The organism is Ancylobacter radicis, assembly GCF_018449475.1.
Lineage (GTDB): Bacteria > Pseudomonadota > Alphaproteobacteria > Rhizobiales > Xanthobacteraceae > Ancylobacter > Ancylobacter radicis.
Genome location: NZ_JAHCQH010000017.1, coordinates 195,209 through 208,996 on the forward strand (window position 1 = coordinate 195,209; position 13,788 = coordinate 208,996).

Below are 13,788 nucleotides of genomic sequence, written 5' to 3' on the forward strand. Positions count from 1 at the left end.
GTGTCCGTGAGCAGGTCGTTCGACAGGTGCCGGCATCCGCGTGCAAGTGCGTGCCGACATGGAAAAAGGCCGCGTAAACTACCGATGCGGCTTGAACAAGGCAAATCTACCGCCGTCCCGGCCAGCGCGCCGCTTCACGCCTTCTTTGGCGCATAGACATGCTCCGGGCCGGGGAAAGTGCGGGCGCGCACCTCTTGGGCATAGGATTCGACGGCGGCCCCGATGGCCGGGCCAATGTCCGCGAACTTCTTCACGAAGCGCGGCACCCGGTCCGACAGGCCGAGCATGTCCTCCAGTACCAGGATCTGCCCGTCGCAGGCCACCGAACCGCCAATGCCGATGGTGGGCGGGGCCACCTCATCGGTGATCTGGCGGGCCAGCGGTTCGGAAATCGCCTCAAGGACGATGGAAAAGGCGCCGGCCTCGGCAATCGAGCGCGCATCGTCGAGGATCAGCGCCGCGCTTGCCTCGTCGCGCCCCAGCGCCTTGAAGGAGCCGAGCGTGTTGATGGCCTGCGGGGTGAGACCCACATGGCCCATCACGGGCACGCCGCGATCAGCCAGGAAGCGCACCGTCTCCGCCATGCGCCGCCCGCCCTCCAGCTTCACCGCGCCCGCCCCGGTCTCCTTCAGCACGCGCGAGGCGGTAGCAAAAGCCTGCTGCGGCGAGCCTTCATAAGAGCCAAACGGCAGGTCGACGACCACCAGCGCATGCGAGGAGCCACGCATCACCGCCTGCCCCTGCAGGATCATCATCTCAACCGTCACCGGCACCGTCGTTTCCATGCCGTGCATCACCATGCCCAGCGAATCGCCCACCAGCATGAAGTCGACATGCGGGTCGATGAGGCGCGCCGTGTGGGCGTGATAGGCCGTCAGCGAGACGATGGGCTCGCCACCCTTCCGGGCGCGAATATCCGGGGCTGTAAGGCGGCGAGCGGCGGACTGAACCGACATCCGGAGCGTTTCCTCTTGTTTTTCTAGGGCTTGTCAGCCCATTACCGGCACCCCGATGATGTAGGGGTGGAGCCCGAAGGCGAGCACGGCATAAAGCACAACACCGCCGAGGATCGCAACGAGGTCGCCTCCCCAGCCCGCCGGCGCCACCGGCAGCGGGGCGTTGCGGCGCTTGGCCATGATCCGCAGAACCACCGCCCAGCCGAGGATGACGACGGCGAGCGTCACCGTCGCGGCATCCCCATTGGAGATGAGGTGCGCCAGCGCCCAGGTCTTGATCGCCACGAGGAAGGGGAATTTGAGCCACGCCTTGATGTGGCTCGGCACCAGAGCGGCCACGGCGGCGATACAGGCGATCAACATCAGCAGCAGCGCCAGATGGCGCAGGCCCACCGGCGGATCATAAAGCTGCACCGGCCCTTCGGCCCGCCACTGGCCGAAGCCATAGGCCATCATCAGCAGGGCGATCGCGGCAAGGACGCCGTGGATCATGCGGTAGGTGGTGGCTCCCAGCATGTCGTTCGCCGCGCCAACCATCTTGCGACGCGCGGATACGAGATGGATGGCAACAAACAGCGCCAGGCCGGCGAGCATCAGGATCATGGGGTGGCTCCGCGAGATGAGTGCGGCGCGAAGCTAGATCGTTTCCAAGCCGGGCGCCATCGGGCTTGCGGTCGCGCATCGCTCCGTCTGGTTGCGGTCAGGTAAACCATAACGAGCATGTACGCTCACGCTCCGCAACGTCACGTGCCAGACTGGCCGCTCTTGCGGGGGAGCTGGGATGAAGCGCATCCTTTTGATCATACTGGCCACACTGGCGCTCTCACTGGCGCACGTGCCGCACGCCCGTGCACAGGCGGTAGTCGCTCACATCGACCTGTCCACGCAAAGCATGGAGGTCTGGGTCGAGGGCTGGCGGAGATACACCTGGCCGGTTTCCACGGCGCGCAAGGGGTACCGGACCCCCGTCGGCACGTTTCATCCGTACCGCATGCACCGACGCTATTTCTCGCGCAAATACGACAATGCGCCGATGCCCTATGCGGTCTTCTTCCACAAGGGCTATGCCATCCATGGCACCAACGATCTGCGGCGCCTCGGGCGCCCGGCGTCGCATGGCTGCATCCGCCTTCATCCGGAAAATGCCAAGACCTTGTTCTCACTTGTCAGCGAATTCGGACGGAGTAATACCGAGATCGTCATTACGCGATGATCGAGGCCGACAGACGCGGCTGACGATCTGCTGCTTCACATGCAGCCTAACAACGCACAGCGGGGCGGGCGTCCGGCAGCCGCGGGAATTCATTGATGTTGCTGGACTATGTGACTCTGCTTACCGCCGTCGGCATATCCGCCGCCTGCCTTTCAGCGATGATCTTCATCGGCTGGCTGATGGGCCCCAAGGACTCCTTCCTGCTCAACTGCGCGATCGGTGGCGCCCTCTGCGGCCTGGGACTCCTGCTTTACGGCTTTTATGTCGCGACCCCCAAGGTGGCGATCGCCGTCGCGGCTTTCTGCATCATACTTGTCGGCCTGTCCCTGCTGGTGGGCGCGGGCTACCGATTCCGCACGGAGCGGCCATCACGCCGGCTTGTCACCACTCTTGCCATCATCGCGAATGTCCTGGCCTTGCCCTTGCTCATTCTCGGCTATAGCGGCATCGGTTTCGCGCCGATCAACGCCACCGTGGCCGTATTGCTGTTCCTTGTGGCTGGACAATACTGGGGCGCCCGCCGTCACGCCCCCGTCGCCATTGGCGGGCTGTGCGTTCTCTATTCCCTGATGGGACTCACCTTCCTGCTCTGCGCGATCATCATTGCCATAGATGGCCGTCTGACACTGCCAGGCGCGCCCTCCGGTTGGGCCGAGGATTTTTCGCTGCTGGTCATGATCGCCTGCGTCCCCGGCATCGGCGCCGTGACGCTGACATTGAGCCAGACCCGGACCGCACGTGAACACCAGCGGGCCGCGATGACCGACTCGCTGACCGGTTTGATGAACCGCCGCGCCCTGTTCAAGGCGCAGGGCGGCTGTCCCATCGCCGCCGGGACAGCCATCATCGTGTTCGACATCGACCACTTCAAAAGCATCAATGATAGTCACGGGCACGCCGTCGGCGATCAGGTGATCGTCCAATTCGCCCGCGCGATCGAACGTGAAATCCCGAAGGACACTCTTGCCGCGCGGCTCGGCGGCGAAGAATTCGCGCTGGTCGTTCCCTCATCCTCGGCGGACCGGGCTTTTCGGCTTGCCGAGAATGTGTGTCGGTACTTTGCGCAGATGTCGACCTCGATCGGCATTGCCGGCTTCTCAAGCACTGCCAGCGCCGGCATTGCCTTCGGCGTCGTCCACGGGGGAACCTTTGAGCAGGTACTGAACGAGGCCGACAAGGCACTTTATGCCGCCAAGCGCAGCGGGAGAAACCGCGTCATTCCAGCGGAGCCGAGGCTTTATGGATAGCGCGCGAGAAGGTGGCCTCAGGCCGCCTTCTTCACGTCCTTCACATCGGTGAAGACGATGCCGGGCCAGCGATCGCCTGTGTAGCCGATCATGAAAGCCGAGGGGCTGAGGAACACCAGATCGCCATCGAGGTCCTCCGCCGTCGAGAGGCGATTGCCGGCGGCGAATTCGTCGAGCCGCTTAGGATCGGCCGCCGAGACCCAGCGGGCAAGCTGAAACTCGGACATGTCGAAGCCGACATCGAGCCCATACTCGGCCTCCAGCCGGTTCTTCAGCACGTCGAGCTGAAGGGGACCGACGACGCCGACGAGAGCGGGCGAGCCATCCGTCGGGCGGAAGACCTGGACGACGCCCTCTTCCGCCATTTCCTGCAGCGCCTGCTTCAGCTTCTTGGCTTTCATGGCGTCGGAGAGCTTTACCCGGCGCAGGATTTCCGGTGCGAAGCTCGGCACGCCGACGAAGTTGATCTCCTCGCCCTCGGTCAGCGTGTCGCCGATGCGCAGATTGCCGTGATTGGGGATGCCGACCACGTCGCCGGCATAGGCTTCCTCCGCCAGTTGGCGATCCTGCGCGAAGAAGAACTGCGGCGTGGCCAGGCTCATCGGCTTGCCGGTACGCACCAGCTTGGCCTTCATGCCGCGCTGGAGCCGGCCCGAACACAGCCGCGCAAAGGCGATACGGTCCCGATGATTGGGGTCCATGTTCGCCTGGATCTTGAAGACGAAGGCCGTCATGCGCGGTTCCTCCGCTTCGACGCGGCGCTTGTCGGCGTCCTGCGCCCGCGGTGGCGGGGCGTAGCGGCCGAGCCCTTCGAGCAGGTCGCCGACGCCGAAATTGCGCAGCGCCGAGCCGAAATAGACCGGCGTCAGATGGCCTTCGAGGAAGGATTCAAGGTCGAACGGGTTGCAACCCTCGCGCACCAGACCGAGTTCCTCGGCGAGCGCCGGCTCTTCCAGCGTTACGTTAAGCGCGGCGATCTCCGCCATGCTCATCTGCCGCAACGGGCCTGTCTTGCCTTCGTCGCCATCGAGCAGGCGCATGCCACCGGTGGCGACATCCATGGTGCCGACAAAGTCGCGCCCGCGGCCCACCGGCCAGGTCATCGGCGAGGTGTCGAGCGCCAGCGTCTTCTCGATCTCGTCGAGAATCTCGAACGGATCACGACTCTCGCGGTCCATCTTGTTGATGAAGGTGATGATCGGAATATCGCGCAGCCGGCAGACTTCCAGCAGTTTGCGCGTGCGTGCCTCGATACCCTTGGCCGCATCGATCACCATCACCGCCGCGTCGACCGCGGTCAGCGTGCGGTAGGTGTCTTCCGAGAAGTCCTCATGGCCCGGCGTGTCGAGCAAGTTGAACACATGCCCGTCGAACTCGAAGGTCATCACCGACGTCGCGACGGAAATGCCGCGCTCGCGCTCGATCGCCATCCAGTCCGAACGCGTCGAGCGTCGGTCCTTCTTGGCGCGCACCTGTCCGGCGAGCTGGATCGCGCCGCCGAACAGCAGCAGCTTTTCGGTCAGCGTGGTCTTACCCGCATCCGGATGAGAGATGATCGCGAAGGTGCGACGGCGCGCCACTTCAAGCGCGATCGGCGAGGCGGCGGAGTTGGAGAGAGCGTTCATAGGCCGGAAATGGCAGGGATGAGGCGCGGGATCAAGGGGCGTGCGGCACGTCCGGTGATTCAGCCGAACCGCGCCGCGTAGGCCTCCGGCTTGAAGCCGACGAGCAACGTACCATCCGCGTCGAGCACCGGCCGCTTGATGAGCGAGGGCTGCGCCTGCATCAGCACCAGTGCCTTGCCCTCGTCGATATCGGCCTTGTCGGCCTCATCGAGCTTGCGGAAGGTGGTGCCGGCGCGGTTCAGCAGCGGTTCCCAGCCGACCTTGCCCGCCCACTCCTGCAACCGCCCAAGGTCGATGCCGGACGCCTTGTAGTCGTGGAACTGGTAGGCCACGCCCTGCGCGTCGAGCCAGGCGCGCGCCTTTTTCATCGTGTCGCAGTTCTTGATGCCATAGATCGTGACAGCCACGCGGAACCTCGCAAAGCTCAGCCGAGCGCGAGGATCCGCGACACGGCGCGCCTCGTCATAACGCCGGCCAGATGCGCGCGATAGGCGCCGGTGCCGTGGATGTCGCTGATCATCGCGTCACCGTCGAGCCAAAGCCCGTCCAACGCGGACGGATCGAAGTCGGTCATAAGCGCGGCCTCGGCCTCGCTCCAGCGGAACACCCCGCCTTGCCCGGTGCCGGTGATGGCCACGCGCACCTTGCCCATGCCGCGCCAGACAAAGGCGCCCGCCATCGCATAGCGGGAAGCCGGATTGGGGAACTTCTCATAGGCTCCCTGCCCGCCGAGCGGGAAGATCACCTTGAGGATCACTTCCGCAGGCTCCAGCGCCGTCTCGAACAGATCACGGAAGAAATCCCCGGCCGGGATCTCCCGCTTGTCGGTCACGATCGTCGCATCAAGCGCGAGACAGGCGGCGGGATAGTCGGCGGAAGGGTCGTTATTGGCGATCGAGCCACCCAGCGTGCCGCGATTGCGCACCGCCGGATCGCCGATCAGCTCCGCCAAAGCGGCCAACGCCGGGAGCGCCTCACGCACCAGCGGGGACGCGGCGACATCGGCGTGGCGGGTCATGGCGCCGATGACCAGCGTGTCGCCCTCGCGCGACATGCCGGCAAGACCGGGAATGGCGGCGAGGTCGATCAGGTCGCTCGGGCTGGCAAGACGTTGCTTGAGGGTCGCAATAAGCGTCTGGCCGCCGGCGAGGAGCTTGGCCTCGTCATTACCGCCGAGAAGGGCATGAACCGTCGGCAGGTCCGTCGGGCGGTGATAGGTGAAGGGGAACATGCCGCTCACTCCGCCGCCGCGGGCACTGCCGCCATGGCCCGGGCGCCCGCCATGATGGCCAGCACGATATTATGATAGCCCGTACACCGGCAGATATTGCCTTCGAGCTCCGTGCGCACGGTCGTCTCGTCCATAACCGGGCCGTGGCGACGCACCATATCCAGCCCGGCCATGATCATGCCCGGCGTGCAGAAGCCGCATTGCAGGCCGTGGTGCTCGCGGAAGGCCTCCTGCATCACATGCAGATGCTCCGGCCCGCCAATGCCCTCCACCGTCGTCACCTCCAGCCCATCCGCCTGAACGGCGAGCACGGCACAGGCCTTCACGCCCACCCCATCGAGCAGCACCGTGCAGGCGCCGCACTGGCTGGTGTCGCAGCCGACATGCGTGCCGGTGAGGTTCAGCGTGTCGCGCAGCAACTGCACCAGCAGCGTGCGCACGTCGATGGTGGCGGTGACGTCCGCGCCATTGACGGTCAGGGTAATGGTCTGCATCGGCTTGCTCCCGGTCGCCTATGCGCGAAACGCTATTCGGTGGTGACGTCGACGGGCGCCGGCGCCACAAGCAGGGCAAAGGCCCCGAAGAACTCGCCCGCCAGCTTCTTAGAGGTCCCCTCGATGAGCCGGGCGCCAAGCTGGGCGATCTTGCCGCCAACTTTCGCCTGCGCCTCGTAATTGAGGATGGTGACACCCTCCTCCTCAATCAGCCAGACCTTCGCCCCGCCCTTGGCGAAACCCGCGACGCCCCCCTGCCCCTCGCCGTAGATGCGGTAGGCGGTGGGCGGTTCAAGGTCGGACAGCGTCACCGCGCCGGCAAAGGCGGCCTTCACCGGCCCGATCTTCAGCACGACCTTGGCGGTGAACTCGGTCGGCGACGTCTGCACCAACTCCTGGCATCCCGGAATGCACTGACGCAGTATCTCCGCATCGTTGAGCGCGCGCCACACCTCCTCGCGAGGGGCCTCAATGCGCTGGGAACCGGTCAAATCCATAGGGCACCTGAATTTTCTGCGCGGCCACGACGGAGCAGTCACCTTGAGGCCGGCCCGGTGCCTGAGCAACCCATGTGCCAACCCTCGAATAACCACGCTTCCGCCGCTACCAGCCTCCGCCGGGAACCGGCCTGAAGCGAAAATGCCCGCATAGGAGGCGCGCGCTGCATAAAATTGACGCAACGCTAAGTGTCAATCTTTATTGAGCAAAATTGCATTATTGGTATGGTCACATAGCACACCATACCTGCCGCAGCGTAGTGCGCTTTCCAGCACCGCGGCCGACGCGTTCCGAGCGGCCCCTCCCAGCGGGGCGAGACAACCACACGCCGTTCCAGAACAGGGAAGACTGACATGTCCGACATGGGTTTGCTCCGCTCCGCCCGCCTCGCCTTGCTGGCGGGCGGTCTTGCCGCCGGCCTTCTCGCCGCCGGCGCTGCCAAGGCGCAGGAAGTCATCAAGATTGGCGCGCCGCTCGCGCTCACCGGAGGCCTCGCCGACGAGGGCAAGAAGCAGGACATCGTCTGGAAGATGTGGGTCGAGAAGGTCAATGCCGCCGGCGGCCTTCAGGTCGGCGACAAGAAGATGAAGGTCGAGCTGATCGAGTACGACTACCAGTCGGAAGGCCAGCGCGCGAGCCAGCTCGCCGAAAAGCTCATCAATGACGACAAGGTGCAGTTCCTCTTCGCGCCCTTCGGTTCCGGCCATACCAAGATCGTCGCCGGCGTCGGCGAGCGGTACCAGATTCCCACCATCGCCTGCGTCGCCTCCTCCGAGAGCGTCTTCGACCAGACCTTCAAGCATCTGTTCGGCACGCTCTCGCCGAATGGCGGCATGACCACGGCCATGGTGAAGCTGTTCAAGGAAAAGTACCCGGAGACCAAGACCATCGCCGTTCTCGGGCGCGACGACGTGTTCCCCAAGTCGATGGCCGAGGGCATCGCCAAGGCGGCGGAGGCGCAGGGCCTGACCGTTGCCTACAAGGAACTCTATCCGGTCGGCACGATGGATCACGCCGCCGCGCTGTCCTCGATCAAGGCCACCAAGCCCGACTGGATCTACATCACCGGCTATACGCAGGACCTGATCCTTGCCCGCAAGCAGATGCAGGATCTCGGCGTCACCGCGCCCATCGTCACCATGGTGACGGGCCCGTCCTACAAGGAATTCACCGAAGGCCTCGGCAAGCTGGCGAACGGCATCACCTCGTCGAGCTGGTGGCACCACGCGACCTCCTACACCGGCGAGGGCGTGTGGCCGACCACCGCCGCTTTCTATGAGGAGTTCAAGGCGAAGACCGGCGGCGATCCCGACTATGTGCACGGTTCCTGTGCCGCCGCTGGCGAGGTGATCGCCGACGCTCTGGAGCGTACCGGCTCGCTCGACAAGGCGAAGTTGCGCGATGCGATCGCCGCAACCGACATCCAGACCTTCTACGGCCCGATCAAGTTCGGCCCGAACGGTATGAACCTGCCGCGCGAACTGCCGATCATCCAGGTGCAGGACGAGACCATCAAGGTGCTCGCCCCGGCGGCCATCAAGAACGCCGACATGATCGCCATGCCGAAGTGACCACCGCAGCGACGTGACCAAACGGCCCATCACGCGATGCGGCAGGTGTCTTGCCACTCTGCCGCATCGCCCGCGCCGCTGATCGCGATCTCAGGAAGCCCATGGCCATCTATCTGCAAACACTCGTCAACGGCCTGATGCTCGGCGCACTCTATGCGTGCCTGGCCGTCGGCTTCTCGCTGGTGTGGGGCGTGCTGAACGTCATCAACATGCTCCACGGCTCCTTCATCATTCTCGGCGGCTACCTCACCTATTTCGCCTGGCACGCTTACGGCATCCATCCGGTCATCATGCTGCCGGTGGTCGCCGCCCTCATGTTCGCCCTCGGCTTCGCGCTCCAGCGCGGCCTGATCAACAAGGTCGTCAGCGCCCCGGTGCTCACCACACTGACGCTGACCTTCGGGCTGGACATGATCCTCTACAACGCGATGACCTATTTCTTTACGGCGACGCCGCGCCGGATCACGCTCGATCTCGGCGCGATCAGCCTCGGCCCGATCACGCTTCCGGTAGACCGCCTGCTCGGCACCGGTCTCGCCCTGCTGCTGACCCTGCTGCTCTATGCGGTGATGCGCGGCTCCAGCATCGGGCGCGCCATCGTCGCCGTGCGCATGGACCGCATGGCCGCGGAACTGATGGGCATCCGCACCGACCGCATCTACGCCATCACCTTCGGCATCGGCGCGTTGATGGCGGGGGCCGCCGGCGTCGTCTTCGCCACCATCTTTCCCATCACCACCAATGTCACCGGCATCTGGCTCGGTAAGGCCTTCGTGGTCTGCGTCGTCGGTGGCCTCGGCTCGGTGCCCGGCGCCCTGGTGGGCGGGCTCGTGCTCGGACTGGTGGAGAGCTTCGCGGGCCATTGGTTCGGGCCGCAGCAGGCGATGACGGCCGGCTTCCTGCTCATGCTGGTGCTGCTTCTCACCCGCCCCACGGGCCTCGTCGGCGTGAAGGGTTACGAATGAAACCGCTCCCGCTTTACGCGTCGCTTGTTGTCGGCCTCGCCATCCTCGCGGCCGCACCGCTCTATGGCGATAATTACGTGGTCCGCACCGCCGCCATCGTCGCCATGTACGGGGCGCTGGCCACATCGTGGAACTTCATCGGCGGTTTCACCGGCTATCCCTCGTTCTCTACCGCAGCCTTCTTCGGACTTGGCGCCTATGTCGGCGCGCTGTGCCAGCGCAGCGGCGTCCCCATGGTCGTGGCCTGGGCCATCGCTTCCGTCGCTGTGGCGGCTTTCGCGGCACTGCTGGGCGGCATTCTGCTGCGGCTGCGCGGCCATTACTTCGCCATCGGCTCGATCGCCGTGGTCGAGCTGTGCCGCCTCATCGTCTCCTCCTGGTCGAGCCTCACCGGCGGCGGCGACGGGCTGAACCTGCCACTGGTCCAGGGCACCCCGGAGGACCTGATGCGGTTCTTCCTGATGGTGATGCTGGTGATCCTGGCGGCAAGCCTCCTCGTGACAATTCTCGTCGATCGCTCCCGTCTCGGCTTCGGCCTGCGCTGCATCCATCAGAACGAGGATGCGGCGGCCATGGTCGGCGTCAACACCACCGCCTACAAGGTCGCCGCCTATACACTCTCCGCCGTGTTCTGCGCCGCCGCGGGCGCTACCTATGCCTCCTGGACCGGCTATATCGACCCGACCGATTCCTTCCAGATCGTCCTGACGGTGAAGGTCGTCGTCATGGCGCTGCTGGGCGGCGCCGGCACCATTCTCGGACCGGCCATCGGCGCGGCGGCCTTCGTGCTGCTCGAAGAGGTGTTCTGGGCCAACTTCATCGACTGGAACCGCGCCATTCTCGGCCTGGTGATCGTGGTGCTGATCTTCTTCCTGCCCGGCGGCCTGCTCAGCCTGCGCCGCCGCCTGATGCCGGGAGGCGCCGCATGAGCGACCCGATCCTGCGGCTCGAGGGAGTCTCCAAGACCTTTGGCGGCCTGAAGGCCCTCACCGATGTGTCCTTCGGGCTCAATGAAGGCGAAGTCGTCGGCCTGATCGGACCGAACGGCGCCGGCAAGACCACGCTGGTCAATGTCGTCACCGGCAATCTGCGCCGCAGTTCCGGCCGGATCATGTTCGAGGGCGAGGATGTAGGACTGCAAAAGCCCTATCAGGCCGCGCGCAGGGGCCTTGCCCGCACCTTCCAGATCGTCCAGCCCTTCCCGGCCATGACAGTGCTGGAGAATGTCACCGCCGGCGCGCTGTTCGGGGGCGGCGCGGCTTCGGTGGGCGACGCGCGGGACAAGGCCCGGCAGAGCCTTGAATTTGTCGGACTGGCGCCTCTGGCCGACCGGCCCGCCGCAAACCTCGCTCTGGCAGCACGCAAGCGGCTGGAACTGGCCAAGAGCCTCGCCATGAACCCGAAGGTGCTGATGCTCGACGAGGTGAATGCCGGGCTCAATTCCTCCGAGATCGATGGCGCGCTCGACCTCATCCGCAAGATCGCCGACAGCGGCGTCACGGTGCTCATCATCGAGCATCTGATGAAAGTGGTGCTCTCGCTGTCGAAGCGCCTTCTGGTGCTGCATCACGGCCAGCTCATCGCCGACGGCCCCAGCCGGGAGATCGTCTCGGACGAGCGGGTGATCGAGGCCTATCTCGGTCAGAAATTCGCGGCGCGGCTCAAGGAGATGCACCATGGCTGAACCGCTGCTCTCGCTTTCCGGCGTCACCTCGGGCTATGGCCAGATTCAGGTACTGTGGGGTATGGACCTCGCGGTGAATGCGGGCGAGGTGGTGGCGCTGGTCGGCTCGAATGGCGCCGGCAAGAGCACGCTGCTGCGCACCATCTCCGGGCAATTGGCACCTAGCGCCGGCTCGATCCGTTTCGACGGCACGGAAATCGGCGGATCCCGACCGGACATCATCCTCAAGGCCGGCATCGCCCATGTGCCGGAGGGGCGGCGCCTGTTTCGCGGCCTTACGGTGCGCGACAATCTCCTGCTCGGCGCCTATCTGCGCACCGACAAGCAGGCCATCGCCGACGATCTGGAATGGGTGTTCGAGCTGTTTCCGATCCTGCGCGAGCGCCAGCGCCAGGACGCGACGACGCTGTCAGGCGGCGAGCAGCAGATGTGCGCGGTCGGGCGGGGCATCATGTCCCGGCCACGTTTGCTGATGATCGACGAACTCTCGCTCGGCCTCTCGCCGCGCATGGTGGAGCATCTCGGCAATGCGCTGGTCGCCCTCAACAAGGCGGGCCAGACCATTCTGCTGGTCGAGCAGGATGTGATGACCGCCTTCGAACTCTCAAACCGCGCCTATATCGTCGAGAATGGCCGCGTGGCACGCACCGGCGCCTCGGCTGAGCTGGCCCGCGACCCCACGGTCAGCGACGCCTATCTGTCGATATAACCTCAATGCAAGAAATAAGAATTTGCATCATTGGTTCTATCATTAGTATCATCGAAAACGTGCGGTACGCCGCATCCACTGGAACTGCGATCGAGTCCGCATGAACCCCTTCGAGCTCCCCTCCCGCGTCGTCGATGACGGCATCTACGCCCGCACCGTGGCGCATCTGCGCGAACGCGGCATCGTCCTCCCGCGCTTTTCCGAACTCGCGGCGCCGGAAACCATCCCTGCCGCGACCCGCAAGCTCGCGGCGCAGGCCGATCGCAATGCGCCGGATGGGCGCAATCTGTTCGGGGTGCATTGGTTCAATCAGGCGGACAGTGTGAACGGTGTGACCGTCCCGTCCTTCCTTGAGCTGCCCTCCGCCATCACCGGGGTTCCCGCCCGCATCATCGTCATGCAGGGCCGGCATTTTCCGATGATCCGGGCGCATAAGGTGCTGGCGGCCTATGCCTGCCTCGCCCCGCGTCTCGTCTCCGGCATGTTCGACCCGACGCATCACCGCGCGGTATGGCCGTCCACCGGCAATTATTGCCGGGGCGGCGTCGCCATCTCGCGCATTCTCGGCTGCCACGGCGTCGCCGTGCTGCCGGGCGGGATGAGCGCGGAGCGGTTCAACTGGCTGGAGCAGTGGGTTACCGACCCGTCCGATATCGTGCGCACGCCGGGCACGGAGTCGAATGTGAAGGAGATCTATGACGCCTGCGCCGAGATGGCGAAGGACGAAGGTAACTTCATCCTCAACCAGTTCTCCGAATTCCCGAACTACCTCGCCCATTACGCCATGACCGGCACCGCTGCCGGCCGGCTGTTCGAGGCGCTGAACAGCTCCGGCACGCTGAACCTCGCGGCCTTCGTCGCCGGCACCGGCTCGGCCGGCACGCTGGGCACAGGCGATTATCTGAAGGAAACCTACGGCGCCCGCATCGTCGCCATGGAGCCGGTGGAATGCCCGACGCTGCTCTATAACGGCTTCGGCGAGCACAACATTCAGGGCATCGGCGACAAGCATGTGCCGCTGATCCACAACGTCACCAATACCGACCTGATCGCCGGCGTCTCCGACCATGCGACGGATGATCTCGGCTTGCTGTTCGGCTCAAAGGCCGGCCGCACCTACCTCGCCGAGCGGCGCGGTATCGACGCGGCGACGCTGGATGGCCTGGCGGAACTCGGCTTCTCCGGCATCGGCAATGTGCTGGCGGCGATCAAGACCGCGCGGCGCCTCGATCTCGGCGAGACCGATGTCATCATCACCGTGGCGACGGACGGCGCGGAGCTTTACCCGAGCGAGCTCGCCGCCCATCTCGCCCGCCGGGGCGGGACGTTCGACCAGATCGACGCAGCCGAGGCGTTCGGCCAGCACCTGCTCGGCGGGGATGCCGACCATGTGCTCGAACTCGACCACCGCGAGCGCCAGCGCGTGTTCAACCTCGGCTACTACACCTGGGTCGAGCAGCAGGGCATTTCCGTCGAGGATTTCGACCGCCGCCGCCACCAGAGCTTCTGGAAGGAGCTGCGGGATTCGCTTCCCGTGTTCGACGAGATGATCGACCGCATGAACCGCGATGTCGGCATCGCCCAGGCGGCGTGAG

Annotated in this window: 15 protein-coding genes; 8 read left to right on the top strand and 7 right to left on the bottom strand. The window is 65.2% G+C overall.

What is annotated here, in order from left to right:
• Positions 1–134: 134 nt before the first annotated feature.
• Positions 135–956: a 3-methyl-2-oxobutanoate hydroxymethyltransferase gene (panB, locus tag KIP89_RS12720; protein WP_213755809.1), complete on the bottom strand. Its 822-nt coding sequence runs from the start codon at positions 954–956 to the stop codon at positions 135–137.
• A gap of 33 nt (positions 957–989) precedes the next feature.
• Positions 990–1,559: an NnrU family protein gene (locus KIP89_RS12725; protein ID WP_213755810.1), complete on the bottom strand. Its 570-nt coding sequence runs from the start codon at positions 1,557–1,559 to the stop codon at positions 990–992.
• Positions 1,560–1,737: 178 nt separating this feature from the next.
• On the opposite strand from KIP89_RS12725, the gene KIP89_RS12730 reads away from it, so the two are divergent.
• On the top strand, positions 1,738–2,169 hold the full coding sequence (locus KIP89_RS12730) for a L,D-transpeptidase (RefSeq protein ID WP_213755811.1): 432 nt from the start codon (positions 1,738–1,740) through the stop codon (positions 2,167–2,169).
• Positions 2,170–2,264: 95 nt separating this feature from the next.
• Positions 2,265–3,416, top strand: a complete 1,152-nt coding sequence (locus tag KIP89_RS12735; protein ID WP_213755812.1) for a GGDEF domain-containing protein — start codon at positions 2,265–2,267, stop codon at positions 3,414–3,416.
• 17 nt (positions 3,417–3,433) lie between these two features.
• On the opposite strand, the gene KIP89_RS12740 is transcribed toward KIP89_RS12735, so the two are convergent.
• From KIP89_RS12740 to KIP89_RS12760, 5 genes are read right to left on the bottom strand one after another with little or no spacing between them, the layout of a single operon-like run.
• Positions 3,434–5,041, bottom strand: a complete 1,608-nt coding sequence (locus KIP89_RS12740; RefSeq protein ID WP_213755813.1) for a peptide chain release factor 3 — start codon at positions 5,039–5,041, stop codon at positions 3,434–3,436.
• A gap of 59 nt (positions 5,042–5,100) precedes the next feature.
• The gene (locus KIP89_RS12745; RefSeq protein WP_213755814.1) at positions 5,101–5,448 is read right to left on the bottom strand and encodes an ArsC family reductase; all 348 of its coding nucleotides are present in this window, start codon (positions 5,446–5,448) and stop codon (positions 5,101–5,103) included.
• 17 nt (positions 5,449–5,465) lie between these two features.
• Positions 5,466–6,272 carry an FAD binding domain-containing protein gene (locus tag KIP89_RS12750; RefSeq protein WP_213755815.1) on the bottom strand — a complete coding sequence of 269 codons (807 nt, stop codon included), beginning with the start codon at positions 6,270–6,272 and terminating at the stop codon, positions 5,466–5,468.
• Between the two features lie 5 nt (positions 6,273–6,277).
• Positions 6,278–6,766 carry a (2Fe-2S)-binding protein gene (locus KIP89_RS12755; protein ID WP_213755816.1) on the bottom strand — a complete coding sequence of 163 codons (489 nt, stop codon included), beginning with the start codon at positions 6,764–6,766 and terminating at the stop codon, positions 6,278–6,280.
• A 32-nt stretch (positions 6,767–6,798) separates the two neighbouring features.
• Entirely contained in the window at positions 6,799–7,263 is a 465-nt protein-coding gene (locus KIP89_RS12760; RefSeq protein ID WP_213755817.1) for an SRPBCC family protein, read from the bottom strand.
• 354 nt (positions 7,264–7,617) lie between these two features.
• On the opposite strand from KIP89_RS12760, the gene KIP89_RS12765 reads away from it, so the two are divergent.
• The 6 genes from KIP89_RS12765 (at position 7,618) to KIP89_RS12790 (ending at position 13,787) form a co-directional block, all read left to right on the top strand.
• Positions 7,618–8,835 (top strand): amino acid ABC transporter substrate-binding protein, encoded by a 1,218-nt coding sequence (locus tag KIP89_RS12765; RefSeq protein WP_213755818.1) that lies wholly within the window; start codon positions 7,618–7,620, stop codon positions 8,833–8,835.
• 101 nt (positions 8,836–8,936) lie between these two features.
• Entirely contained in the window at positions 8,937–9,800 is an 864-nt protein-coding gene (locus KIP89_RS12770; protein ID WP_213755819.1) for a branched-chain amino acid ABC transporter permease, read from the top strand.
• Positions 9,797–10,729, top strand: a complete 933-nt coding sequence (locus KIP89_RS12775) for a branched-chain amino acid ABC transporter permease (protein ID WP_213755820.1) — start codon at positions 9,797–9,799, stop codon at positions 10,727–10,729. The genes KIP89_RS12770 and KIP89_RS12775 overlap by 4 nt, the downstream gene beginning before the upstream one ends.
• Positions 10,726–11,484 carry an ABC transporter ATP-binding protein gene (locus KIP89_RS12780; protein ID WP_213755821.1) on the top strand — a complete coding sequence of 253 codons (759 nt, stop codon included), beginning with the start codon at positions 10,726–10,728 and terminating at the stop codon, positions 11,482–11,484. Before KIP89_RS12775 ends, KIP89_RS12780 begins: the two co-directional genes overlap by 4 nt.
• On the top strand, positions 11,477–12,193 hold the full coding sequence (locus KIP89_RS12785) for an ABC transporter ATP-binding protein (protein WP_213755822.1): 717 nt from the start codon (positions 11,477–11,479) through the stop codon (positions 12,191–12,193). The genes KIP89_RS12780 and KIP89_RS12785 overlap by 8 nt, the downstream gene beginning before the upstream one ends.
• A gap of 100 nt (positions 12,194–12,293) precedes the next feature.
• Positions 12,294–13,787 (top strand): pyridoxal-phosphate dependent enzyme, encoded by a 1,494-nt coding sequence (locus tag KIP89_RS12790; RefSeq protein ID WP_213755823.1) that lies wholly within the window; start codon positions 12,294–12,296, stop codon positions 13,785–13,787.
• Position 13,788 lies beyond the last annotated feature (1 nt).

Coding starts and splice junctions, on each gene's coding strand:
- panB (WP_213755809.1), bottom strand. CDS start 956: ATGTCGGTTCAGTCCGCCGCTCGCCGCCTTACAGCCCCGGATATTCGC.
- KIP89_RS12725 (WP_213755810.1), bottom strand. CDS start 1,559: ATGATCCTGATGCTCGCCGGCCTGGCGCTGTTTGTTGCCATCCATCTC.
- KIP89_RS12730 (WP_213755811.1), top strand. CDS start 1,738: ATGAAGCGCATCCTTTTGATCATACTGGCCACACTGGCGCTCTCACTG.
- KIP89_RS12735 (WP_213755812.1), top strand. CDS start 2,265: ATGTTGCTGGACTATGTGACTCTGCTTACCGCCGTCGGCATATCCGCC.
- KIP89_RS12740 (WP_213755813.1), bottom strand. CDS start 5,041: ATGAACGCTCTCTCCAACTCCGCCGCCTCGCCGATCGCGCTTGAAGTG.
- KIP89_RS12750 (WP_213755815.1), bottom strand. CDS start 6,272: ATGTTCCCCTTCACCTATCACCGCCCGACGGACCTGCCGACGGTTCAT.
- KIP89_RS12755 (WP_213755816.1), bottom strand. CDS start 6,766: ATGCAGACCATTACCCTGACCGTCAATGGCGCGGACGTCACCGCCACC.
- KIP89_RS12760 (WP_213755817.1), bottom strand. CDS start 7,263: ATGGATTTGACCGGTTCCCAGCGCATTGAGGCCCCTCGCGAGGAGGTG.
- KIP89_RS12765 (WP_213755818.1), top strand. CDS start 7,618: ATGTCCGACATGGGTTTGCTCCGCTCCGCCCGCCTCGCCTTGCTGGCG.
- KIP89_RS12770 (WP_213755819.1), top strand. CDS start 8,937: ATGGCCATCTATCTGCAAACACTCGTCAACGGCCTGATGCTCGGCGCA.
- KIP89_RS12775 (WP_213755820.1), top strand. CDS start 9,797: ATGAAACCGCTCCCGCTTTACGCGTCGCTTGTTGTCGGCCTCGCCATC.
- KIP89_RS12780 (WP_213755821.1), top strand. CDS start 10,726: ATGAGCGACCCGATCCTGCGGCTCGAGGGAGTCTCCAAGACCTTTGGC.
- KIP89_RS12785 (WP_213755822.1), top strand. CDS start 11,477: ATGGCTGAACCGCTGCTCTCGCTTTCCGGCGTCACCTCGGGCTATGGC.
- KIP89_RS12790 (WP_213755823.1), top strand. CDS start 12,294: ATGAACCCCTTCGAGCTCCCCTCCCGCGTCGTCGATGACGGCATCTAC.